The organism is Nocardia colli, from assembly GCF_008704205.1.
Lineage (GTDB): Bacteria > Actinomycetota > Actinomycetes > Mycobacteriales > Mycobacteriaceae > Nocardia > Nocardia colli.
This window is the reverse complement of the sequence record NZ_VXLC01000027.1, coordinates 59,088-80,835: the sequence shown is the minus strand read 5'-3', so window position 1 is coordinate 80,835 and position 21,748 is coordinate 59,088. Positions and strand designations below refer to the sequence as shown.

Below are 21,748 nucleotides of genomic sequence, written 5' to 3'. Positions count from 1 at the left end.
ACTACGTAGAAACAGAAGTACGTGGCTCGACTGAATTTTCAGTGTTGTCCGCGACGGCGGGGACATTGTGGTCGGTCAGGGTTTTCCCGGGTATTTCGGACAATCCTCGCGCGGCCAGGTTCTGCCGCGCCTGGGCCAGCGGGAAGGCCAGCACGCGCAGATCATGGAAGAGCTTCACCGCAATGGTCGGCCAGATCGCGCCGGTCAATTTATAGGTCAGCGCGAGGGCGACGCCGCCGAATATCACCTGGGCGGAGACGGCGGGGCGGAATCCGTGCCGCAGGCCATCGATGACGCCACCGGCAACGATGATCAGGATCCAGAACGGCATATCCGGCCAGAGCAGCGCGACCGCGTAGATGGTGAAGCCGCGGTAGACGACCTCCTCGGCGGGCGTGCTGAACGAGTTGGCCAGCCACCAGAAGCGCTCGATCGAGGTCTCCGGGGTGATGAAGACGACGTACTCGATCTGCTGCGCGATCCAGTCCTTGCCGCGGCGGCCGCCGACCAGCGGAATCAGCACGGGCCCAAGGAGATACGAGACGTACACGGCGACGATGGCCAGGCTGACGATCTTCTCCGCGAGGGAGAAGCCGCGGAAGATCGAGAAGTCGAAGTGGGTCAGGCCGAGCTCGTGCACCGAGGTGCCGCTGATCGCGAAGGCGACCAGGATGACGGCGAGGGTGGCCCAGGTCCGGAAGACGCCGCCCTGATACAGGCGAACACGCGCGTCGGACCGTTCGCCGAATTCCTTCGTGAAGACGCGGACCGAGAATATCTCGAAGAATGGCTCGGCGAACACGAGATAGACAAGCAGAATTATGCAGAAGATTTCCATCGGGAGGCCCCGTTCACTTCCGGTCGGGTCGGTCTGTACATATCGGTGGAGTGGGGTCGTCCGCGCCTTTACACCACCTACCTACGGCGTCGTCCTGAACACATCGGCAGACAGTACAACTGTACTGAGATGACTGTCTACAGCTTCCACCTGGAAGCTCCTGTGAGCTGGACCACCGGTTTTATACGGAGTAAGGACCTCCGCATGCACGAGGGGTAATACGTCCGATTCGCGCCGTTTTTTCGTCCGATTTCACCTGGTCGGACAAACGTCGCCAACCATTCGCCCTATCGCATTCAACTGCCGGAAACATTCGAGTCCGTTCGATGGAACATCGCGTCACGCCAATTTGATTGCTAATTGTTTGCCGGAGATGTGCGGTCGTACAACTCCTTATGTACGCCCGTCCAACACCGAACCAAGGCAGCCCCACGCGAGACGGGCTCGATCGGTGCCGACTCCGGTCGGCCGAAGCCCCGCCGCGGGCCTCCCCGACCACCGGGCCGCGAAAATATTCCGAGCGGGAATAGCTGGGCCAGGACTACGTTCGTTGAAGGTGATTAGTCGGACAAACGAAAGGGGCCGCACGCGTGGCAACCGAGACAGTGGCATCGGGCGTCGGCTTCCGATCGGAGCGCGGGGCCATCCTCGGCGCGCTGATGCTGGCGACCGGTCTGGTTGCGCTGGATTCCACCATCATCGCCACCGCGGTGCTGACCATCACCGACACGCTCGGCGGGTTCGCCCAGTTCCCTTGGTTGTTCTCCATATATCTCTTGGCGCAGGCGGTGACCGTCCCGATCTACGGCAAGCTCGCCGACACGGTCGGGCGCAAGCCGGTGCTGATGTTCGGCATCGCGGTGTTCGCGCTCGGCTCGCTGCTGTGCGGGCTGGCGACCAGCATGCTCGGGCTGATCATCTTCCGCGCGGTGCAGGGCATCGGCGCGGGCGCGATCCAGCCGATGACCATGACCATCGCGAGTGACCTCTATACCCTCACCGAGCGAGCCAAGGTGCAGGGTTATCTGGCCAGCGTGTGGGCGATGTCCTCGGTGGCGGGCCCGCTGCTCGGCGGCGTCTTCGCCGACTACGTCAGCTGGCGGTGGATCTTCCTGATCAACCTGCCGCTCTCGGCCGTCGCGGCCTGGATGCTGCTGCGCAAGTTCTCCGAGAGCGCGCCGCGGCGCAAGCAGCAGGTGGACTATCTCGGTGCTGCGCTGTTGACCGTGGGTGCGGGCGCCTTGATCCTCGGCCTGCTCGAAGGCGGGCAAGCCTGGGCGTGGAACTCCCCCGCCGGCATCGGCATCTTCGTCGGTGGCGCGGTGCTGCTGGTGCTGTTCGGACTGGTCGAGCGGCGGGCGGCGAATCCGATTCTGCCGCTGTGGGTGTTCACCCGGCGGGTGGTCATCGCGAGCAGTCTGGTGTCGGTTCTCGTCGGCGCGATCCTGGTCGGCCTGACCTCGTATGTTCCGACGTTCACGCAGGGCGTGCTCGGCACCGGCGCGCTCGTCGCCGGGCTCACCGTCGGCGCGCTCACCCTCGGCTGGCCGATCGCCGCGTCCCAGGCCGGAAAGGTGTACCTGCGCATCGGTTTCCGCGCGACCGCGCTGATCGGCAGCGGGCTGGCCACGGTCGGCGCCGTGACCACCCTGCTGATCGCCGAGGATTCGACGCTGTGGCAGATCGCCGGCTCGTGTTTCGTGATCGGCATCGGCATGGGCCTGGTCGCGACGCCCACCCTCATCGCCGCGCAGACGAGCGCGGACTGGTCCGAGCGCGGCGTGGTGACCTCGGCGAATATGTTCGCCCGCTCGATCGGCAGCGCGGTCGGCGTCGCGGTGTTCGGCGCGATCGTGAACTCGCGCATCGGCGACACCGATCATCCGCTGCCCGCGACGTTGTCCTCGGCGGTGCACCTGGTCTTCATCACGGTCGCGGTGATGGCCGCCGTGATGGTGCTGGCCTCGGCCTGCATGCCGAGCCGCAAGACCGTGATCAGCTAGGCGAATTCGAAGGTCGCGACCACCGGCGCGTGATCGGACTCGGGGAACTTCCGGTCGGTGGCGAAGTCGGCGGACTCGTCGTGCAGCAGCTCGTTGTGGATCTCGGTGCCGCGGTAGTTGGCCAGCAGGTTCCGGGTGACCAGCAGGTGATCGAGCATCTGCCCCTTGCCGTGATGGAACAGCGAATAGCGCGAGGACTCGGGAACCGTGTTCTCCAGCGGAACCAGGACCCGGCCGGCCAGCGCGCCGTTGCCGGTGTCCTCGACATCGCCGCGGATCGCGACCAGCGGCACCTCGTCGGCGGTGGAGTTGAAATCGCCGGCCACCACGATGCGCGCGGCCGGGTCCTGGTCGAAGATCTGATCGACCAGCCGCCGGACCTCGACGGCCTGGCTCATCCGTTTCATCGCGGACAGGAACGAGCCCTCGGCGGCCGCGCCCGCGTCGCGCCAGGTGAAGCGATCCAGCTTCTGCCCGGCGATGTCGGTGGGCAGCTTCGACTTGAGGTGCACGACGATGACGTGCAGCGGGGAGCCGAGCAGGTCGAGTTCGACGTGCAGGATCGGGCGTTCGATGGCGATCGACTGTGGTTGCGCCGCAGGCGGATTCGCGGTCAGCACCTGGTAGACCGGGGCCGCGACCAGGTCGTTGAGCAGCTGGGCGCGCGCGGTGACCGGCAGCGAGGTGACCACCGCGAGGTTGCGTTCGTCGAACACCTCGCCGTTGGCCTTCTCGGTCGAGACGATGTTCCAGCCGGCCAGGGCGGTGCCCTGCAACAGGTCGGTCAGCGCGATCAGTGAGCGCGGCTGGCCGGGGCGCTCCTGGCCGTTGACCTCCTGCAAGCACAGGATGTCGGCGCGCAGGCGATTGATCTGCGGTCGCATCACCGCGATGCGGTCTTCGAGGGTCGGCTCGTTGGGGGTGGGATTCGGCGTCTCATCGAAATTTTCGAGATTGAACGTCGCGATACGCAGGGTGACCATTGCACACATCCTCATCAAGGCCCCGACCGTTCATACCCTTCAATTGTCGTCCTGCCGGGGCGTTCGCAGGCGCGTACTCGACTACCCGAAAATGTCTGTTCATCCCCCGGCTACGTGCCGGGTACGCCGTCGGGCATCAGGGTGATCCCCGATGTTCAGGGCCCTTGTGCTGCGGCATGCTCGGCCGTGTGACGAATCGCGGATGGTCATGATGACGGGGGCGGCAGCGGTTTTCGTGATCGCCGGGTGGGGGCTGATGGTCTGGCTCATCGCGACGGTCGCCCGGCGGGTGATCGGATCGCCGGTCGGGTGGCCGCGCACGATCGTGCTCTCGGCGGTGTTCCCGGTGACCGGGTCCGCGGCGGCGACCGGGTTGGCGCGCAAGCTCGGGCTGGTCGACGCGATGGACCGGATTCAGGATCCGTGGGGCGCGTTCACCGTGGTAGTCCTGTTGTGGGCGTGGATCTTCGTGCTGCTGCTCGCGGTGCTGTATGTAGCGGAGATCGTGCTGCCGAGCGGGTCGATACCCGGGCCGATCGCGCTGTTCCGGGCGGCGCGGCGGTCGCGGCAGGAGGCGATTCGCTACTGGCAGTTGCTCGGGGTGCTGATCCGGCACGGGCTCGGCGGGTTCCTGTTGCGGGGGTCGCGGGCGCATCCGGATCGGACCAGTGCGGCGGCGGCGAATCTGCGGGACGCGTTGAACGATGCGGGGGTCACGTTCGTCAAACTCGGCCAAATGCTTTCCACGCGAAGGGATGTCATTCCGGCGACGCTCGCCGATCAGCTGGCGACGTTGCAGACCGAGGCGACGCCGTTGCCCTGGGCGCAGGTGGAGTTGATCATCGCGGCGCAGCTCGGCCGTCCCGCCGACGAGGTGTTCGAGTCGATCGAGCAGGAGCCCCTGGCGGCCGCGTCGGTCGGGCAGGCGCACGCGGCGGTGCTGGTGGATGGTCGCCAGGTGGTGGTGAAGGTGCAGCGGCCAGGGGCGCGGGTCCAGGTCGGGCGGGATTTGCAGATCATGCGGCGGTTCGCCGGACGGCTGGAGCGGGAAGCGCAGTGGGCGCGGGAGATGGGTGTCGCCGATCTGGTCGAGGGATTCGCCGCGTCGTTGACCGAGGAGCTCGACTACACGATCGAACTCGACAACATGCGCAATCTTGCTGCGGCACTCAGGGATTCCACGACCGGCGAGTGCGCGATCACGATTCCGGTGGCGTATCCGGAGTATTCGTCGTCGACCATGCTGGTGATGCAGCGGCTCGACGGCACGCCGGTCGGGTCGGCGCGGCGGGTGCTCGACAAACTAGACTCGGAGACAAGGGCTTTCGCCGCGTCGACCTTGCTGGCCGAGACGCTGCGGCAGATCCTGGTGGCCGGGGTCTTCCACGCCGATCTGCATCCGGGCAATGTACTGGTCGATGAGGCGGGCCGGCTCGGGCTGCTCGATTTCGGTGCGGTGGGCCGGCTCGACGAGACCGAGCGGCTGGCGTTGGCGGCGTTCCTGGTCTCGATCGAGGGTGATGATTCGGTCGGTGCGACCGAGGCGATGTTGCGGCTGCTCGGTGTGCCCGCGGAGTTCGAGCGGCGGGCGTTCGAGCGGCGGATCGGGCAGGTCATCGTGCGGTTCCGGGGCGGGTTCGGGGCTGGCGGCAGCAAGGCGTTGTTCACCGAGATGATCGGGCTGATCACCTCGGCCGGGTTCGCGATTCCCGGCCAGATCGCCGGCGTGTTCCGGACGCTGGCGTCAGTGGAGGGGACGTTGCTGTTGCTCGACCCGGGTTTCGAATTGCTGGTCGCCGCACGGCAAGTGGGTGACGAGGTGCTCGCGCCGATGCTGGCGCCGGATCGGCTCGCGATTCGGGCCAAGGGGCAGGCGTTGGCGATTCTGCCGGTGCTGCAACGGCTTCCGGGGCGGATCGACAAGCTCAGCGCTGATCTGGAGGCGGGGCGATTCAGCGTCGGGGTGCGGGTGTTCGAGCATCCCGGTGATCGCGCGTTCGTCTCGGGGCTCGTGCAGCGGTTGATCACGGCGTTGTTCGCGGCGGCGTGTGTGGTGGCCGCGGCGGTGTTACTGGTGGCCGGGAGCGACGCCGAATTGATCGACGGGGTGGCGGTTTCCGCGGTGCTCGCGGCCGCGCTGGGGTTGATCGGGGCGGTGCTCGGGATTCGGACGTTGTTGCGGACCTGAGCGTTACGAGGCGGGGCGGCGGTCGGCGATTTCGGCGAGGGCGCGGTCGCGGTGTTCGGCCGGCAGTTGGTCGACCGCGGCGCGGACGGCCGCGAGGGATGAGTCGGAGAGACCGCCGAGGGTGCTGCGGTATTCGTCCCACAGGTCGTGTTCGGCTGCGGCCCTGAGCATTTCGGCGAGCTTCTGCTCGGGGACCAGGCCGACCAGGCGTTCCAGGTGCTCGATGTCGTCGATGAGGAATGCCGAGTGCAGGAGCGCGGTGCCGTCGAGGGCGGCCTGCGCGGCGCGGACGGCCTCGTCGGAGACGGCGGCCATCAGATCGCCCAGGGTAATCCAATCCTCCTGCCGGGCAAGCAGTTTGCCGACCGCGACAATGGTGTCCGTCGGTACGCCGGCGATGAGGTAGGCCGAGCGGCGCGGGTCGAGCAGCGGGGCGACCTCGGCGAGGAAGTCGACCGGGAGACGCTTGGCGACGTCGACCGCGTGCGCCGGTTCGAGGACGCCGGCCATGCGCGCGGCGAGCAGAGCGTTGCGGCTGCGGGCAACCAGCTTGGCAATGACCGGGGCCGGGATCACCTTGGCGGCCGCAGCGACCTTGCGCAGGCCGCCGGACTGACTGTCGAACAGGAGGTCGGCGACCTGGTAACGGAAGTCCCTGAGATCGGTGGCCGGGACGTCGGTGAGGTAAGCGAGCTGATCGACCGGGACGCCCAAGGTACGGGCGAGTTTGATGATCTGGGCGCTGGTCGCGTCGGTCACAGGCCGGCCGCCTTCTTGACCGCGCCACGCAGGAAGCGGGGAACGAAATCGAGCAGCGAGTAAGCGGCGGTCTCGAGATCCTTCGCCTGCTTGCGCCGAGCCTCCGCGACCACCGTCGCCAGCTGAGCCTGGACCTCCGGTGTCAACGCGGCGATCCCGGCCGGCAGCTCACCCGGCACCAGGTCGTTCAACGTCTTCGCCGTCATGTCACTGCCTCCGCTCAACTCACCACCGAATCGGCCCCACACGGTCCCCCGGTCTTGTCCAGGGCAACGCTACTGTGCCATCGGCCGAGGTGCTGCATGCGTCGACATGATCACAACGGAGTTCGTGTCGGATTGGTACAGATCCACAGCGTGAGAGTGGGGCTGAGCGGCAGATCGGGGTCCGGCTACAGATCCAAGACCAGGTGAGTGAGCTTGCCGGGCGCGGTGATACAGAGGCGGACAGGCCGGGGGTAGCGATCGACGGGGGGCCCGGTCCTGGGATGCGGCACACTCGGCAAGCCCGGCTCGGTCGCGGGCGCAATCTCAGAACGCGATCCGCTCACGCGAGGCGACGCGCTCGGCGAGCCCGCCTCGGTCACGCAACCCTGCGCACCCACCGAACCCGGCTCTAACACGCGACCCAGCACACTCGCCGAACTCGATTCACTCACACGAGGCGACATGCTGGGCGAGCCCGGCTCGCTCACGGGACGCGACGCATTCGGCCGGCCCGGTTCGAGCACGCGTGGCGACATACTCGCCGAACCCGGTTGGGACACGCGACTCGGTGGACCTAGCTCGGTCGCGGGACGCGGCGGGCTTGCGGAGCGCAGTTCGGCTGCGGTGAGAGCTAGTGTTTCGCAGGTTCCGCAGATGCCGGCGCGGCACATCGAGTTGATGGGGACGCCCTCGTTCTCTAGGGCCTCTAGGACGGTCAGGGTGGGTGGTACGAGGATCGTGCGGCCTGATCTGCGTAGTTCGACGGCTAGGGGTCGGATTGGGGTCATCGGACCGGGCAGCGGGCTAGGCCGGTGGCCGAGTCGTCGTGGTGGTCGTAGGGGGTGCCGTAGATGCCGATTCGGGCGGCGAGGAGTTTTGCGATCTTCGTGTTGCGGCGCCAGACCGGGTCGTCGGCGGAGGCTCGGCGGATCATGCGGCGGTGTGCGCCGGGTAAGGCGTCGTCGAGGGCACGGAGGCGGACGTCGAGGGCGGCCGCCACACCGGTCAGGGTCGACCATGGTTGGACCGGTACGTCGCGTAATGGTGTGCTGCGGACCAGTTCTCGGACGAGGGGTTCGCTGCTGAAGTAGGCCAGCAGGCCGAGCAACGGTGCTGTCGCTTGGACTTTCAGTCGATCGGTGATGCTGGTGGAGTTCGCCAGGCGGTGGGTGGCGGCGCCGGCCATGTTCGCGGTCCATTCCGGGGCGACGCCGGCGGTGGCGACCATGTAGTCCGACATTTCCATGCCTTCGACGGCGGTGCGCGGGATCAGTTCGTCGGCGACGCCGAAGACGTGGGCGATGTAGGCCCAGTAGTGCATCACCGCATCTCGTTGCCGCTCAGTGGATTTGCGGCCGTGGGTGTGGTCGAAGCACATGGGCGAGATGCCGAACGTCACGGCCGCGCCCATCATCGTGCTGTTGGAGATCGGGTTGCCGTGGACGGCGAAATGGTCGGGGCCCCAGGCGCGGCGGAGTCCGGCGCGGACCTGGGAGTGCATGAGCCGCACGCGGACAGTGTCTTTGAAGACCGGGGACCAGCGGTCCATACCGCCGCGGACGGTCACATTGCGGAACCAGGTGGAGGTCTCCAGGTTTCGCCGGTACGGGTCGTTGACGAAGCGGCCGGTGGCCCCGGTCGCGGAGGCCACCTCGGCGCCGACGAAGGTGCCCATGAAGTCCTGCACGCCCATCGCGAGTTTGCCGGAGGTGGAGACGTTGATCCACAGTTGGCGGCCGCGTTCCCAGAGGTCGGGGTCGTACCAGTCCGGCGGGTTGTCGAGCACGGCGAACAGATTCACGAGTTCCGGCGGCGGATCGTCGAGGGAATGGATGCCGTGGTCGAGGGCTTGATTGAGGAGGCGTCTGCCTTCGGCGGTGCCGATGCGCTGGAATGCGGCGACCAACTGATCCATCGGCTCGTCGCCCTGCCAGAGGTGGTCGGCCATCAGGCGGGTGCGTGGCGTTTCGGCGGGCACCTGTCGTACGTCGATCCACGGCGCGAGGATCGATTTCCTTGGCTCGTACCACAATTCGGAGGCGACGGCACGCGGCGGCGGTGGGCGCAGCGGCATGCCCGGGCGGTAGTAGTAATCGTAGGGATGCGCGTCGGCGTGCACGTCCAGCATCGGTCAAAATCCTGTCAGTTGCCGGAATTTCGTGGTGGGGGTCGTGCCGTGGTCGGCGTGGACCGGGCAGTAGTGCTTGGGGTCGGCGCGGTGCTCGGTTGCGGGCCAGAGCAATTCGGGCGCCTCCGGTGGGGGCAGCGTTGCGGGGCGTAGGCCGCGTTCGCGGCGGCGGCCGGCGCGGATGCGGGGGAAGAAGTAGCGGATCTCGTCGGGTGTCACCCGGTTCATCGCGGTGAACAGGGCGCACCAGCGGTCGAACCAGAACTGGTCGCGGCGGGTCCAGGTGAAGCCCATCGTGCGGCGGATCGACGGGTCGCACAGGCCGATGGTGACGAACTGATAGAACCTCGCACCGAACGGCCGAAGCAGTTTCTCCCACAGGGGTTTCGGCAGCAGGTCCAGCACCGGGAACGGTGGCACCGGAGCGTTCTCGGCCAGCCGGTAGACATCCCATGCGGCCTGCGTCGGCTCTAACACGTTCTCGCACATGTCATTCCAGTAGTTCTGGAACTCCGCCCAGCTCTTCGGGACGACCCGCATGCTCATGCCGTACATCTCGTACCACTGGTACTGCTCGCGCCAAAGCTGTTCGCGTTGCACGGGTGTCAGCCCGCCCATGAGCAGTTCGCCTGCACGCAGCGTCTGCACGAAGAACACCGCGTGCGCCCAATAGAACGTGCCGGGGTCCAGCGCGTGGTATCGCCGCCCCTGCTCATCGGTGCCTTTGATCGTGCGGTGGTAATTCACGATCTCGCGGGCGGTCTGCTCGGCCCGCGGTCCGTCGAAGACCACGCCGACGATCGGGTACGCCGAGCGCAGCACCCGCTGATAGAACTCGTCCTTGATCTGCGAGTGGTACTCGACGCCCGCGCCGAGGCCGGGATGCATGTTCTGCACCATGCCGAGGAACAGCCCGGTCGGCGCGAAGTAGAGCGAACCGAAGATCTGCCAGGTCAACGAGTCCGGACCGAGCGGCACGGGTGCACTGTGGCTCTCGTGCACCACGTCATTGTGTGCAACCATGAAACGATGCTGACACGAATAAATACTCGCGTTCAATTCGTCTTCTGATGCCGCCGAAGACGCGGAAAACGCCGCAGCAGCAGCGCTCCCGGGAGATGGTGCAACGCATCGTCGACGCCGGTCAGCGGGTGCTCATCGAGCACGGTTACGACGGCGCGTCCACCAATCGGATCGCCGACGCCGCCGGCATCAGCCCCGGCTCGCTCTACCAATACTTCCCGGGCAAGGACGCCATCGTCACCGCGGTGATCGAGCGCTACAACAGCGAGGTCGCGTCCCGAGTGCACAGCAGCGTGCTCGCCCACCTGCATCAGCCGCCCGAAATCGCCGTTCCGGCAACAATTTCCGCACTCCTCGACGCACTGGGCAGTCATCCCGCACTGCTGCGCGCCGTCATCGAGCAGACACCGCGGCTGAGTGGCGACAACACCGTGCTCGCGTTCGAGCAACAGATCGGCGAGATGGCCCGCGTCGCACTGACCATGCACCGCCACTCGCTACCCGACGACGTCGACTTCGAAGCAGCCTCATGGATGCTGGTCCGCGCAGTCGAACACCTCGCCATCCGCTACATCCTCGACCAGCCCCCCGTCTCCCGCGACCGCTTCCTAACCGACATCACCCGCCTAGTCCTGAACTACTTCCGCCCCACCCCCTCACCAGCCAAAACCACCCCCCGCCCCCGTTCACGAGCAGAACGCGAGTAGGCAAACACCCGCAACAAAACTCGCCGCACCCCTTCTGATCTCCCGCACCGAAATTTGCATGCAATTCTCGGTGCGGAGTATCAAAAAGCGTGCGGCGACGTCCAGCGCCCGACTGCTTCCCGGTGGAGCGCGGCCGCACGCAGACCTACATCCGCCCGGCGGACGCTCGAGCAGCAATCGCCAGCCGCCGCATTCGCCCCGCGGTGAGAACAGCCGCACTCGCGACTGCTTCCCAGCCGAGCGCAGTTACAGACGAACCCCCGCGTCTACCTTCACCCGGCCGACTCGCAACGACCATCACATCAAGAGCCAACCACTGCGTCCCCGCACACGACGACAACAGCCGCACGCCTTCTGATCTCCCGCACCGAAATTCGCATGCAAATCTCGGTGCGAGAAATCAAGAAGCGTGCGGCGACCACGCCCAATGCCCGTCTGCATCCCGGCCGAGCGCAGGCGCATGCGGACCTCGCGTCTGCCGTCGCCCGGCGGACTTGTAAGCGACCATCGCATCAGGGCCAACGACTGCGTTCCGCACACGACGACAACAGCCGCACGCCTTCTGATCTCCCGCACCGAAATTTGCATGCAATTCTCGGTGCGGGAAATCAAGAGGCGTGCGGCTGTTGCGCCGGACGATCAGCGGCGTCGCGGGTGATGTGCGCACCCGGGGGTTCAGTTAGCGTCGCCGCACACCTGCTGATTTCCCGCATACGGAATCGCATGCGATTCGGTGTGCGGGAAATCGAGAGGTGTGCGGGTCGTGGGGCTAGCGGCCGGCGGTGTTGCGGGTGGGGTTTGGTGTGGTGGTGGAGGTTCCGAGGCGGGTGAGGGCTAGGTAGCCGGCGGAGACCAGGATGGTCCAGACGACGCCTACGATCACTGCGGTGCGGCCGCTTTCGGTGAAGAACAGCAGGACGACCACCAGCGCGAGGAAGGCCAACGCCAGCACGCTCGTGTATGGCGCGCCGGGAAGGCGGTAGTCGGCGGCGGGAAGTTCGCCGCGGGCGACCCGGGCCCGGTAGATCAGGTGGCAGACGAGGATCATGCCCCAGACGAAGATGATGCCGATGGTGCTCACCGAGGTGATGTAGGCGAACGCCTTGTCCGGGGAGATGATGTTGACGATCACGCCGATGACCATCGCGGCCGCCGACGCCGAGATGCCGACGTACGGCACGTGGCGCGAGCTCAGCTTGTTCAGCGCCGACGGTGCTTCCCCGTGCAGCGACAGCGTGCGCAGCATGCGGCCGGTCGAGTAGATGCCGGAGTTGCAGGACGACAGCGCGGCGGTGAGCAGCACGAAGTTGATGATGCCCGCGGCGCCGGGGATGCCGATCTGCTGGAACACCTCGACGAACGGGCTCTTGCCCGCATGGAACGTGCGCCAGCTGGACACCGACATGATCACGATGAGCGCGCCGACATAGAACAGGCCGATCCGGAACGGCAGCGTGTTGATCGCCTTGCGCAGGGTCTTGCGCGGATCGCGCGCCTCACCGGCGGTGACGCCGACCAGTTCGACGCCGACGTAGGCGAACAGCACGATCTGCAACACCAGCAACGACTGCCCGAATCCGTTCGGGAACACGCCGCCGTCGGCCCACAGGTTGGTCACGGTCGGGTTGGCGGCGTGGCCGAAGCCGATGGTCAGCACGCCGATGCCGAGCAGGATCATGCCGATGATCGCGGTGACCTTGATGGTGGAGAACCAGAACTCGCCCTCACCGAACAGGCGCACCGAGATCAGGTTCGCGGCGAACATCACCGCGAGCACCACCAGCGCGGTGATCCATGGCTGGATGTCGAACCAGTACTGCACGTACTTGCCCGCCACGGTGATCTCGGCCATGCAGGTCGCGACCCACACCGCCCAGTACGACCACCCGGTCACGAAACCCGCGTAGCGCCCGAGGAATTCGTGCGCGTACTCGGCGAAGCTGCCCGAGACCGGACGGTAGGTGAGCAACTCCCCCAGCGCGCGCATGATCACGAAGATCGCCACGCCCGCCGCGAGGTAGGCCAGGATCAGCGCGGGGCCGGCCTGCTCGATCGCGCCGCCCGCACCGTAGAACAGGCCGGTGCCGATCGCGCCGCCGATGGCGATCATCTGAATGGTCCGCGGACTCAGGCCGCGAGAGTAACCCTCCGAGTCGCCGGTCGAATCCTGGGTTCCAGCGTCCGATAGATGACTGTCGGCGGCTGTCATAGTGCGGTCCTTCTCTCTTGCGGCAACGACGCGACGGCCGGGGTCATCGGTCGGTGACCCCGGACACATGACATGGGATCATCGCATGTTCCGGAGTCGATCAGCACGTCACGCTACCGGTCCGGTGTTATCGGCAGCGTAAGGCGGAGCGAACATCGCAGGTCAGCGCCCTGGTCGCGGGCTGAGCGCGGCCCTCGGATCGTGTGGGGAGCCACGCACCGCGACGGCGAAGCTCGGGCCCGCTTGCCGCGGCGGGCCCGAGTACGTCGATCAAGGAGAAGGTCGTGTCACTTCAGGTGGAAGCCGTGGTTCTCCAGCGAGGTGCGCAGGCGGTGGCGGCCGTTGAGGCTGGCGGCAGACGCCAGGCGGGCCAGTACGCGTTCGGTCCAGGAGTGCGAGAGTTGTTGTTCGGCATAGAATTCGGCAATGCGGGACTCGTAGGCCGTGACGTGTTCGCGTTGCGCGGTCAGGTCGTAGGTTTCGTGGTGCAGGACGGCGGCCTGGGGCAGACGCGGTTTGACTCGGGCGTCCTCGGTCGGGTCCGGGTGGCCGACCAGAAGGCCGAAGACAGCGAATACCTGCGGGGGTAAATTCAGTTCTGCCGCAACGTCTTCCGGATGGTTGCGCAGCGCGCCGAGGTAGACCGTGCCGAGGCCGAGGGATTCCGCGGCGACGACCGCGTTCTGCGCGGCGAGGGCGGCGTCGATGAACCCGACGTAGCTGGATTCGAGATAGTCGGCGCCGTCGAGCGGCGCCTCCTGATCGTCCGCGAGCTGGCGCAGTCGCGCGAAATCGGCTGTCCAGACCAGCAATACGGGCGCTTGCAGGATGTGTGCCTGATTGCCGGCCAGGGCTGCGAGCCGCTCCTTGCGTTCCGTATCGCGCACCGCGATGACGCTCCACACCTGCAGGTTCGAGGAGGTGGGCGCGGACTGGGCGGCCGAGATCAGCAGGCGCAGCGTGTCATCCGAGACCGGGTCGGGCAGATAGCGGCGGACCGAACGATGCTCGTGCAGCACCTGCAATACCGGGTTCCAGTCGGCGGGCTCGGTAGGCTGGGGGTCGCGGTAGCGCTGCTGCACCAGGTGGGTCGGCGTCGGCACGGTCTGGGTCATGTCCGCCATCCTGGACGGCGGCGGCGCGTTCGTCAGCGGTTGCTCGCACGGTGAGCCGAACACCGCCTGGATTTCCTTGGAGATCAACTCGGAGTAGGGTCGGTAAGGTAACCCTAATTAGTAGTGGGAGGAACACCTATGGCCCGACCCCGTACCACCCTGACCGTGCAGCACACCGAGTGGCTGAGCCCGCACCTGATCCGGGTCCACCTCGGCGGCCCCGGCTTCGCCACGTTCCAGGCCGGTGAGTTCACCGATTCCTACGTCAAATTCATCTTCGAGCGCGACGGCATCGAGGTGCTGCGCACCTACACCGTCCGCTCGATCGACCAGGAGGCCGGCCAGCTCGCAGCCGATTTCGTGTACCACGGCGCCGAGGGCATCGCGGGACCGTGGGCGGCCGCGGCACAGCCCGGCGAGACCATCGACCTGTTCGGTCCCGGCGGCGCGTACTCGCCCCGCGCGGACGCCGACTGGCACCTGCTGGCCGGTGACGAAGCGGCGCTGCCCGCCATCGCCGCCGCCCTCGAAGCCATGGAGCCGACCGCAGTCGGCTACGCGTTCATCGAGGTCTCCGGACCCGATGACGAGCTGCCCCTGCGCGTGCCCGAAGGCATCGAGCTGACCTGGTTGCACCGCGGCACCCAGGCGCCGGGCGAATTGCTCGCCGAAAGCGTGCGCAACGCACCGTGGAAGGACGGACAGGTCCAGGTCTTCATCCACGGCGAGGCGCAGGCCGTCATGCACGACATGCGTCGCTACGTGCGCCGGGAGCGCGGCGTGTCCGCCGAGTGGGCGAACTCGATCTCCGGGTACTGGCGTCGCGGACGCACCGAAGAGGGCTTCCGTGAGTGGAAGGCCGAGCTCAAGCAGCAGGAAACCGCGCCGGCGACCAGCTGAGTCGGGAGCCACGCACCCGCCGCGCTGAGCGCCGCCGCATCGCTCAGCCCGCATTACCTGCCGCGCACAAAATCGCCGCTCGCACACAAATCGCCGACCAATTCATGCGCGGGCAGACAATTCGCGCGCGGCAGGCGGGACCAACGGAGACGTGGGCCGCAGCGGAGCCCGGCAACACTCGCCCGCAACAGTCTCGGCCGCCGAACAGACTGAGCGCACCCGCCGCCTCGCTTGGCCGCGCATATCTTCTGCGGCCGCGCATGTCCTCTACACCCGCGCACGAAATCGCTGCACATTTCGTGCGCGGGCAGACGACCCGTGCGCGACAAATGGGACCAACGCAGCGGAGCCCGGCAGCACTCGCCCGCAACAGTCTCGATCGCCGAACAGACTGAGCGCACGCCTCCCCGCTTGCCGCGCACGTCCTCTACACCCGCGCACGAAATCGCTGCACATTTCGTGCGCGGGCAGACGACCCGTGCGCGACAAATGGGACCAACGCAGCGGAGCCCGGCAGCACTCGCCCGCAACAGTCTCGATCGCCGAACAGACTGAGCGCACGCCTCCCCGCTTGCCGCGCACGTCCTCTACACCCGCGCACGAAATCGCTGCACATTTCGTGCGCGGGCAGACGACCCGTGCGCGACAAATGGGACCAACGCAGCGGAGCCCGGCAGCACTCGCCCGCAACAGTCTCGATCGCCGAACAGACTGAGCGCACGCCTCCCCGCTTGCCGCGCACGTCCTCTACACCCGCGCACGAAATCGCTGCACATTTCGTGCGCGGGCAGACGACCCGTGCGCGACAAATGGGACCAACGCAGCGGAGCCCGGCAGCACTCGCCCGCAACAGTCTCGATCGCCGAACAGACTGAGCGCACGCCGCCTCGCTTGCCGCGCACGTCCTCTACACCAGCGCACGAGATTGCTGACCAACTCGTGCGCGGGCGGACAACTCGTGCGCGGCGAGGGTTACTGCGACGCGCAGCAGCGATCGGTCTCGATCGGTGACCGGGCTTAGCGCACGACGTCCGCTCGTTGCGCACGTTTTCTGCGCCCGCGTACGAAAACGCTGAACAACTCTTGCGCGGGCGGACAGCTCGTGCGCGGGCAGAAGATTCATGCGCGACAGGTGGGGGTGGTGTCGGCTGTGACGGAGGTTAGTGGTTGAGCACGGCTTCTAGTGCGGAACGGGTTGCCGCTATGTACTTTGCGGGGTCGGTGAGGAAAACGTCATGTGCGGCGACCAGCTCGATTACCGTCGCATTCAGCAGTGCGGCCAATGTGCGCTGATCCCTGGGCGGGACCGCCCCGTCTCGCGTGGTGACGACGACGGCAGCGGGCAATCCAGCGACTTCCGCCGCATACGGCCGGAAATCGAACACGTACTCGGCCAGAATCACGTCGACGATCACCCGCGGATGACAGTGCCCGAGCTCGGCCCGCAACCACGGCCACAGCCGCGCGACCTCCTCGGACTTGAGCCGGGCCTTCCAGAAATAGGACAGCGGCACCGACCGCCCGATCCCGCCACTGCGATGCGCGAACGGCCGCAACCCCCGGAAGAACACCCGCCCGACCTTGTCCTCCGTACTGTCGAACGCCATCGCGGTCGCCTCGAACACCAGCCCGCGCACCCGATCCCGGTGTCGCCGAGCGAATTCCAGCCCCACCGGTCCACCGAGCGAATACCCGCACACCACCACCTGATCGATGCCGAGCGCGTCCAGCACGGCCGCCGCGTCATCGGCACACTGCGCGATATCGAACCGCTCCCCCGCCGCCAACGGCAGACCGCGGCCATGCCCCCGCATGTCCATCGCGACCAGGCCGTAACTGTCTGCGACCGGTTGCATGAGGTGGCAGAAGTTCACATCCGCCGTGAGCGCCCAACCATGCAGCAGCAGAACAGGATTGACTCCGGGCGCGACCCGGACGTCGACGCTCGAACCGTCGGCCAGTTCGACGGCTCGCCGCGGCGGCAACGCGACCGGAGCGGCGACCACGTCACCGCCGCGGCGCTCCCTCGTTCGTGGCAGACCCGTCATCTGCTCGACGGTAGCCGATCAGTCCCGCCACCCGCTCGCGGCGAGGATGTCGTCCCAGCTCGGCCGGGGTACCTCGGGATGGCGCAGCCGGATGATCTCCCCGGCCAGGCTGGTCGTCGGCGCCTTCCGCGGATTCGCCAGACCCTGCGCTTCGATGGCGTCGGTGAGTGCGCGGCTGCCGCCGAGGCGGGGATAGGCGGCATGCACCTGGTCGGCGTAGCCGGGCGGCAGATCGGCGGGGCCGCCCGCGACATCGATGCCGATGCCCTCGACGGCGATCCAGATCTCGGGCGGGCGGCGACGGCGGTAGACCGGAGACCCGGTAAACCCGATGGTGTGCGCGGCGATGGCATCCCAGATGAGGTCGACCCGGGCATCGGTGACGCCGTTGTCTTCGAGGAATCGAGCGGCGTCGTCCGCGCCGTCGATCTCGAATCGCTGGTCGCCGCCGGCCTTTTCGGCGAGGCCGAGGTCGTGCAGCGCACAGATGAGGTACATGACCTCCTCGTCGTAATCGGCCCCGGGCCCCAGGCCCTCCCGGGCGGCGACGGCACCGCCGAACAGGAATCCGCGCACGCTGTGGTTGCGCACCGCGAGCGACAAAGCACCTTCGATCAACTCACTTGCCTTGTCCGCCAACGGTGTTGACGGCGGCGTGAGCGTAAGGGATGAAGACATGACTGAACTCCTCAGTGACTCAAGTGATTCGGGTGATTCAGAGCGCCGAGGCGCGGAATCGCTCGCGATAGTCGCTCGGCGAGGTGCCGAGCACCTCGGCGAAGGTGCGGCGCATGGTCTCCTCGGACCCGAAACCGCTGCGCCGGGCGATCGCGGCGACCAGGTCGTCGCTGGTTTCGAGCAGGACCCGCGCGGCCTCCACCCGCGCCTGCTTGACGTACTGCGCCGGAGTCAGCCCCGTCTCCTGACGAAACAACCTGCTCAGGTGGCGCTCGCTGAGCGCGGCGCGGGCCGCCATCGCGGCCAGGCTGTGGTCAGCCGCCAGATCCTCGGCGACCGAATCGACCGCCTTACGCAAACCGCTGCTGCGCGGCTGCCCGAGGCCCGCGCGCATGCTGAACTGGGCTTGACCACCGGGACGCCGCAGATACACCACGAGATACTTGGCGAGCGAGCGCGCCAACTCGACCCCGTGGTCTTCTTCCACCAGCGCGAGCGCCAGATCGATACCCGCCGTGACCCCCGCCGAGGTGTATATTGGCCCGTCCCGCACACAGATGGCATCCGGCTCGACCTGCACCCGCGGAAACTGTCGCGCCAGTTGCGCACAGGCCAGCCAATGCGTCGTCGCCCGCCGCTCGTCCAGCAGGCCCGCTTCGGCCAGGACCAACGCGCCGGTGCACACCGAAGCCACGCGCCGCGCTCTCGCGCCCGCGGCCCGGACCGACCGGACCAGATCGGCCGGAACCGGCCCCTCCGGCGCGTATCCCGGCACGAGCAACGTATCGATCGGCCCGGCCAGTTCGCCGAGCGCTTCCGAAACCCCCAGCGGCACACCTACATCGGTGCACACATCCCGCCCGTCCGGTGACGCGAACCGAACCCGATGCCCGGCCCAGTGCAACACCTGAACCGGCCCGGCGACGTCGAGCAGCAACACACCCTCGGATACCGCGACCACCACGTCACCGTTCGACTCCATGTCCCCAGTCTCGAACACCCCGGATATGTCCACAAGGACGCGCAGCCCACAGATCCGGCCATCCGAGCGTGCGCGGAACAAGCTCCCGCGCACGCAAATGCGCCGCCCAGGACCCCTGGACGGCGCATCGCCTGAACGCGCTACTGCTTGGGCGCGCGCAACGCCTCCTCTACGAATTGGGTGGTGTAGGTCTTGGACAGATCGATGCGGTCTTTCATCGGTGCCACGTTGCGCGAATACTTGCCGAGGATGTTCAGAACGTTCTGGGCGCCTTCGGGTTTCATCAGGCCATCGCCGTTGAACATGCCGATCGAGTCGCGGATGGACTGGATGTAGAGGTCCTTGCCCGCGCTCGCGTACTGCGAGGGCATCTTGGCCGCGATCTCTTCCGGCGTATGGGTTTTGATCCACTTCAGCGTCTGCACGAAGGCCGCCGCGAGCTTGCGCACGATGTCCGGGTGGGCATCGATGGTCGCGCAGTTCATGTACAGCGAGGTGGCCGGGTACAGGCCGCCGAGGGCGGCCCGGGTGCCGGCTTCGGTGCGCATGTCGACCAGGATTTCGGCCTCACCGGAGTTGATCATCTGCGCGACGGTCGGGTCGGTGGTCATGCCGGCGTCGATGCCGTTGTGGTTCATGCCGGCGATGAACGTCTGTCCCGCACCGACTTTCACCCGGGTGTAGTCCTTGGTGGTCATGCCCTGCTGGCCGGTGAGCGCCTGGGTGAGGAAGTCGGTCGAGGAACCGAGCGAGGTGACGCCCAGGTTCTTGCCGCGCAGGTCCGCGGTCGACTTGATGGTCGCCGCGTCCTGCTTGGAGACCAGCTCCACCTCGCCGGGCACGTCGGAGAACTGCACCACCGAGCGGATGCACTGCTCCTTGGCCTGAAGGTCGATGGTGTGGTCGTAGAACCCGACCACGCCCTGCACATCGCCGGTGAGCAGCGCGGTTTCGGCATTCGCGCCGGACTGCTCGCCGAGCAGCTTCACGTCGATGTCGTTGCTGTCGAAGAAGCCGAGCTGCTTGGTGAGCATCGCGGGCAGATAGATCACCTTCTCCAGCCCGCCGACCATGATGGTGATCTGCGGGCGCCCGTTCGCCATCGGAATGTGCCGGGAATCCCGGCATCCCGTGGCCAGCAGCAGCGCCGCGATGGCGACGAGGACGACCGACACATGTTTGCGGTACCTCATGCTCAGATCCCGTGGCCCGAAGTCGCCTGCGAAGGACGCCATTTCAGCAGCTTGCCCTCGGCGAAGCCGATCGCCCATTCGGCGAGCAGCGCGATCACCGTGATGATGATCATGCCCGCGTAGATGCCTGCCGAGTCGAAGGTGCCCTGGGCGTTGCTGATCAGCAGGCCCAAACCCTTACTGGCACCGGCATATTCACCGACCACCGCGCCGATCAGCGCGAAGCCGAAGGCGGTGTGCAGGCTGGACAGGATCCAGGTGGTCGCGCTGGGCAGCACGATCGCGGTGAGCACCTGCCGCTTGCCCGCGCCGAGGATGCGGGCGTTGTTGATGACGTTGCCGTCCACTTCACGAGCACCGGTGAAGGCGTTGAAGAACACCGCGAAGAACACCAGCACGACCACCGTCGCGACCTTCGAGCTGAGCCCGAGACCGAACCAGATGATGAACAGCGCCGCGAGCACGATGCGCGGAACCGCGTTGAGCGCCTTGATGAACGGCGCGAGCACGTCGGCCCAGTACCGGCTGCGGCCGAGCAGCGTGCCGAGCACTACGCCGGCGACCGCGCCGATCAGGAAGCCGAGCACGGCCTCCTGGACCGTGGTGAAGATCTGCAACCAGATCGAGCCGAATTGGGTTCCTTCGGTGAACCATTCGACCAGGCGGTCCCAGATCAGCGACGGCTTGGAGTAGAAGAACGGATCGATCCACAGCGAGGCGGTCAGCTCCCAGGAGCCGAGCCACAGTGCGACCAAAGCCAATCGGAGACCCCAGGTGCGCACACGCACCCGCCGGGCGTTGGTGCGGACCCGGTTGAGGATCTGCTCTTCGGTCTCGTTCTCCGGCACCGCCGTTGCGGCCGAGCCCTTTTCGATGACGTTATGCGACACGGGAGGCACCTTCCTTACCCGCCCCGCTGGCTCCGCCAGCTACCGTCCCCCTGGTGGCTCGAGCCGCCTCGACCTCGTCGCGCAGCGTTTCCCAGATTTCCTTGTAGATATCCCGGAATTCGGTGGTGAGCCGGATCTCTTCGACATCGCGTGGCCGGTCGAGCGGGACGGCGAAGTTGCCGCACACCGTCGCCGGGCTCGCCGTCATGACGACCACCCGGTCGGCGAGCACGATCGCCTCCTCCAGGTCGTGGGTGACGAAGATGACCGCCGCGCCGGTGCCCGCCCACACGCGCAGCAGTTCGTCCTGCATGAGCTGGCGGGTCTGCACGTCGAGCGCGCTGAACGGCTCGTCCATCAGCAGGATTTCCGGATCGTTGACCAGCGTCTGCGCCAGCGCGACGCGCTTGCGCATGCCGCCGGAGAGCTGATGCGGGTAGTAGGTCTCGAACCCGGCCAGGCCGACCTTGTGCACCCAGACCGAAGCCTTCTCCCGCGCTTCGGCTTTCGACGCGCCACGCAGGCGCGGGCCGAGGGCGACGTTGTCCAGCACGGACTTCCACGGCAGCACCGCGTCCTGCTGGAACATGTAGCCGATGCCGTCCGGGATGCCGTCGACGTCCTTGCCGCGCACCAGCGTCCGGCCGGCCGAGGCGGGTTCGAGGCCGGAGACCAGGGACAGGGTGGTCGACTTGCCGCAGCCGGTCGGGCCGACCACGGAGACGAATTCGCCGGGACGGACCTCCAGGTCGAGGTTCCGGACGGCGGTGTGGATGCCGCCCCCGGTGCCGGGGAAACGCTTCGTCGCGCTCCGCAGCTCGATGAGTGGGTGGTTCATGGTTCTAGCTCCTGCGAGATCGAGGTAGAGCGAACGTACGTGGCCCCGGTCACACCGCGG

At 67.0% G+C, this 21,748-nt stretch carries 19 protein-coding genes; 4 read left to right on the top strand and 15 right to left on the bottom strand.

What is annotated here, in order from left to right:
- Nucleotide 1: 1 nt before the first annotated feature.
- A complete protein-coding gene (locus tag F3087_RS38010; protein ID WP_150406988.1) occupies nt 2-838 on the bottom strand; it encodes a CPBP family glutamic-type intramembrane protease in 837 nt (278 codons plus the stop codon).
- Nucleotides 839-1,428: 590 nt separating this feature from the next.
- Here F3087_RS38010 and F3087_RS38005 point away from each other — a divergent pair.
- Complete coding sequence (locus F3087_RS38005) at nt 1,429-2,841, top strand: MDR family MFS transporter (protein ID WP_150406987.1); 1,413 nt, start codon at nt 1,429-1,431, stop codon at nt 2,839-2,841.
- On the opposite strand, the gene F3087_RS38000 is transcribed toward F3087_RS38005, so the two are convergent.
- Nucleotides 2,838-3,824, bottom strand: a complete 987-nt coding sequence (locus F3087_RS38000) for an endonuclease/exonuclease/phosphatase family protein (RefSeq protein WP_150406986.1) — start codon at nt 3,822-3,824, stop codon at nt 2,838-2,840. The two genes, F3087_RS38005 and F3087_RS38000, sit on opposite strands and share 4 nt — an antisense overlap.
- A gap of 151 nt (nt 3,825-3,975) precedes the next feature.
- Here F3087_RS38000 and F3087_RS37995 point away from each other — a divergent pair, with 151 nt between their 5' ends.
- On the top strand, nt 3,976-6,012 hold the full coding sequence (locus tag F3087_RS37995; RefSeq protein WP_150406985.1) for an ABC1 kinase family protein: 2,037 nt from the start codon (nt 3,976-3,978) through the stop codon (nt 6,010-6,012).
- A gap of 3 nt (nt 6,013-6,015) precedes the next feature.
- On the opposite strand, the gene F3087_RS37990 is transcribed toward F3087_RS37995, so the two are convergent.
- From F3087_RS37990 to F3087_RS37970, 5 genes are all read right to left on the bottom strand, one after another.
- Nucleotides 6,016-6,771, bottom strand: coding sequence for a hypothetical protein (locus F3087_RS37990; protein WP_150406984.1), 756 nt, complete (start codon nt 6,769-6,771; stop codon nt 6,016-6,018).
- The gene (locus tag F3087_RS37985) at nt 6,768-6,977 is read right to left on the bottom strand and encodes a hypothetical protein (protein ID WP_150406983.1); all 210 of its coding nucleotides are present in this window, start codon (nt 6,975-6,977) and stop codon (nt 6,768-6,770) included. The genes F3087_RS37990 and F3087_RS37985 overlap by 4 nt, the downstream gene beginning before the upstream one ends.
- Nucleotides 6,978-7,162: 185 nt before the next feature.
- Nucleotides 7,163-7,765 (bottom strand): 2Fe-2S iron-sulfur cluster-binding protein, encoded by a 603-nt coding sequence (locus F3087_RS37980; RefSeq protein WP_150406982.1) that lies wholly within the window; start codon nt 7,763-7,765, stop codon nt 7,163-7,165.
- Nucleotides 7,762-9,105 carry an oxygenase MpaB family protein gene (locus F3087_RS37975; protein WP_150406981.1) on the bottom strand — a complete coding sequence of 448 codons (1,344 nt, stop codon included), beginning with the start codon at nt 9,103-9,105 and terminating at the stop codon, nt 7,762-7,764. The genes F3087_RS37980 and F3087_RS37975 overlap by 4 nt, the downstream gene beginning before the upstream one ends.
- A 3-nt stretch (nt 9,106-9,108) precedes the next feature.
- Nucleotides 9,109-10,128 carry an oxygenase MpaB family protein gene (locus tag F3087_RS37970; RefSeq protein ID WP_150406980.1) on the bottom strand — a complete coding sequence of 340 codons (1,020 nt, stop codon included), beginning with the start codon at nt 10,126-10,128 and terminating at the stop codon, nt 9,109-9,111.
- 47 nt (nt 10,129-10,175) lie between these two features.
- Here F3087_RS37970 and F3087_RS37965 point away from each other — a divergent pair, with 47 nt between their 5' ends.
- Complete coding sequence (locus F3087_RS37965) at nt 10,176-10,835, top strand: TetR/AcrR family transcriptional regulator (RefSeq protein WP_223885658.1); 660 nt, start codon at nt 10,176-10,178, stop codon at nt 10,833-10,835.
- A 769-nt stretch (nt 10,836-11,604) separates the two neighbouring features.
- On the opposite strand, the gene F3087_RS37960 is transcribed toward F3087_RS37965, so the two are convergent.
- A complete protein-coding gene (locus F3087_RS37960) occupies nt 11,605-13,044 on the bottom strand; it encodes an amino acid permease (protein WP_150406979.1) in 1,440 nt (479 codons plus the stop codon).
- Between the two features lie 287 nt (nt 13,045-13,331).
- The gene (locus F3087_RS37955) at nt 13,332-14,159 is read right to left on the bottom strand and encodes an NADPH-dependent oxidoreductase (RefSeq protein WP_223885657.1); all 828 of its coding nucleotides are present in this window, start codon (nt 14,157-14,159) and stop codon (nt 13,332-13,334) included.
- 138 nt (nt 14,160-14,297) lie between these two features.
- Here F3087_RS37955 and F3087_RS37950 point away from each other — a divergent pair, with 138 nt between their 5' ends.
- Nucleotides 14,298-15,059: a siderophore-interacting protein gene (locus tag F3087_RS37950; protein WP_150406978.1), complete on the top strand. Its 762-nt coding sequence runs from the start codon at nt 14,298-14,300 to the stop codon at nt 15,057-15,059.
- Nucleotides 15,060-16,219: 1,160 nt separating this feature from the next.
- On the opposite strand, the gene F3087_RS37945 is transcribed toward F3087_RS37950, so the two are convergent.
- The 6 genes from F3087_RS37945 to F3087_RS37920 all read right to left on the bottom strand — a co-directional run bounded on the left by F3087_RS37945 (nt 16,220) and on the right by F3087_RS37920 (nt 21,688).
- A complete protein-coding gene (locus F3087_RS37945; protein WP_150406977.1) occupies nt 16,220-17,107 on the bottom strand; it encodes an alpha/beta fold hydrolase in 888 nt (295 codons plus the stop codon).
- A gap of 18 nt (nt 17,108-17,125) precedes the next feature.
- Nucleotides 17,126-17,785: an HD domain-containing protein gene (locus F3087_RS37940; RefSeq protein WP_150406976.1), complete on the bottom strand. Its 660-nt coding sequence runs from the start codon at nt 17,783-17,785 to the stop codon at nt 17,126-17,128.
- A gap of 37 nt (nt 17,786-17,822) precedes the next feature.
- Nucleotides 17,823-18,767 (bottom strand): GlxA family transcriptional regulator, encoded by a 945-nt coding sequence (locus F3087_RS37935; protein ID WP_150406975.1) that lies wholly within the window; start codon nt 18,765-18,767, stop codon nt 17,823-17,825.
- 140 nt (nt 18,768-18,907) lie between these two features.
- Complete coding sequence (locus F3087_RS37930) at nt 18,908-19,960, bottom strand: ABC transporter substrate-binding protein (RefSeq protein WP_191094341.1); 1,053 nt, start codon at nt 19,958-19,960, stop codon at nt 18,908-18,910.
- A gap of 2 nt (nt 19,961-19,962) precedes the next feature.
- Nucleotides 19,963-20,850 (bottom strand): ABC transporter permease, encoded by an 888-nt coding sequence (locus F3087_RS37925; protein WP_150406974.1) that lies wholly within the window; start codon nt 20,848-20,850, stop codon nt 19,963-19,965.
- A complete protein-coding gene (locus F3087_RS37920; protein WP_150406973.1) occupies nt 20,840-21,688 on the bottom strand; it encodes an ABC transporter ATP-binding protein in 849 nt (282 codons plus the stop codon). The genes F3087_RS37925 and F3087_RS37920 overlap by 11 nt, the downstream gene beginning before the upstream one ends.
- Nucleotides 21,689-21,748 lie beyond the last annotated feature (60 nt).

What these genes read in the sequence shown, in the direction of transcription:
- F3087_RS37935 (WP_150406975.1), bottom strand. Translation starts at nt 18,767, where the DNA reads ATGGAGTCGAACGGTGACGTGGTGGTCGCGGTATCCGAGGGTGTGTTG.
- F3087_RS37965 (WP_223885658.1), top strand. Translation starts at nt 10,176, where the DNA reads ATGCCGCCGAAGACGCGGAAAACGCCGCAGCAGCAGCGCTCCCGGGAG.
- F3087_RS37985 (WP_150406983.1), bottom strand. Translation starts at nt 6,977, where the DNA reads ATGACGGCGAAGACGTTGAACGACCTGGTGCCGGGTGAGCTGCCGGCC.
- F3087_RS38000 (WP_150406986.1), bottom strand. Translation starts at nt 3,824, where the DNA reads ATGGTCACCCTGCGTATCGCGACGTTCAATCTCGAAAATTTCGATGAG.
- F3087_RS37920 (WP_150406973.1), bottom strand. Translation starts at nt 21,688, where the DNA reads ATGAACCACCCACTCATCGAGCTGCGGAGCGCGACGAAGCGTTTCCCC.
- F3087_RS37955 (WP_223885657.1), bottom strand. Translation starts at nt 14,159, where the DNA reads ATGACCCAGACCGTGCCGACGCCGACCCACCTGGTGCAGCAGCGCTAC.
- F3087_RS37930 (WP_191094341.1), bottom strand. Translation starts at nt 19,960, where the DNA reads ATGAGGTACCGCAAACATGTGTCGGTCGTCCTCGTCGCCATCGCGGCG.
- F3087_RS37940 (WP_150406976.1), bottom strand. Translation starts at nt 17,785, where the DNA reads ATGTCTTCATCCCTTACGCTCACGCCGCCGTCAACACCGTTGGCGGAC.
- F3087_RS37945 (WP_150406977.1), bottom strand. Translation starts at nt 17,107, where the DNA reads ATGACGGGTCTGCCACGAACGAGGGAGCGCCGCGGCGGTGACGTGGTC.
- F3087_RS37975 (WP_150406981.1), bottom strand. Translation starts at nt 9,105, where the DNA reads ATGCTGGACGTGCACGCCGACGCGCATCCCTACGATTACTACTACCGC.
- F3087_RS37980 (WP_150406982.1), bottom strand. Translation starts at nt 7,765, where the DNA reads ATGACCCCAATCCGACCCCTAGCCGTCGAACTACGCAGATCAGGCCGC.
- F3087_RS37950 (WP_150406978.1), top strand. Translation starts at nt 14,298, where the DNA reads ATGGCCCGACCCCGTACCACCCTGACCGTGCAGCACACCGAGTGGCTG.
- F3087_RS38010 (WP_150406988.1), bottom strand. Translation starts at nt 838, where the DNA reads ATGGAAATCTTCTGCATAATTCTGCTTGTCTATCTCGTGTTCGCCGAG.
- F3087_RS37995 (WP_150406985.1), top strand. Translation starts at nt 3,976, where the DNA reads ATGTTCAGGGCCCTTGTGCTGCGGCATGCTCGGCCGTGTGACGAATCG.
- F3087_RS37960 (WP_150406979.1), bottom strand. Translation starts at nt 13,044, where the DNA reads ATGACAGCCGCCGACAGTCATCTATCGGACGCTGGAACCCAGGATTCG.
- F3087_RS37970 (WP_150406980.1), bottom strand. Translation starts at nt 10,128, where the DNA reads ATGGTTGCACACAATGACGTGGTGCACGAGAGCCACAGTGCACCCGTG.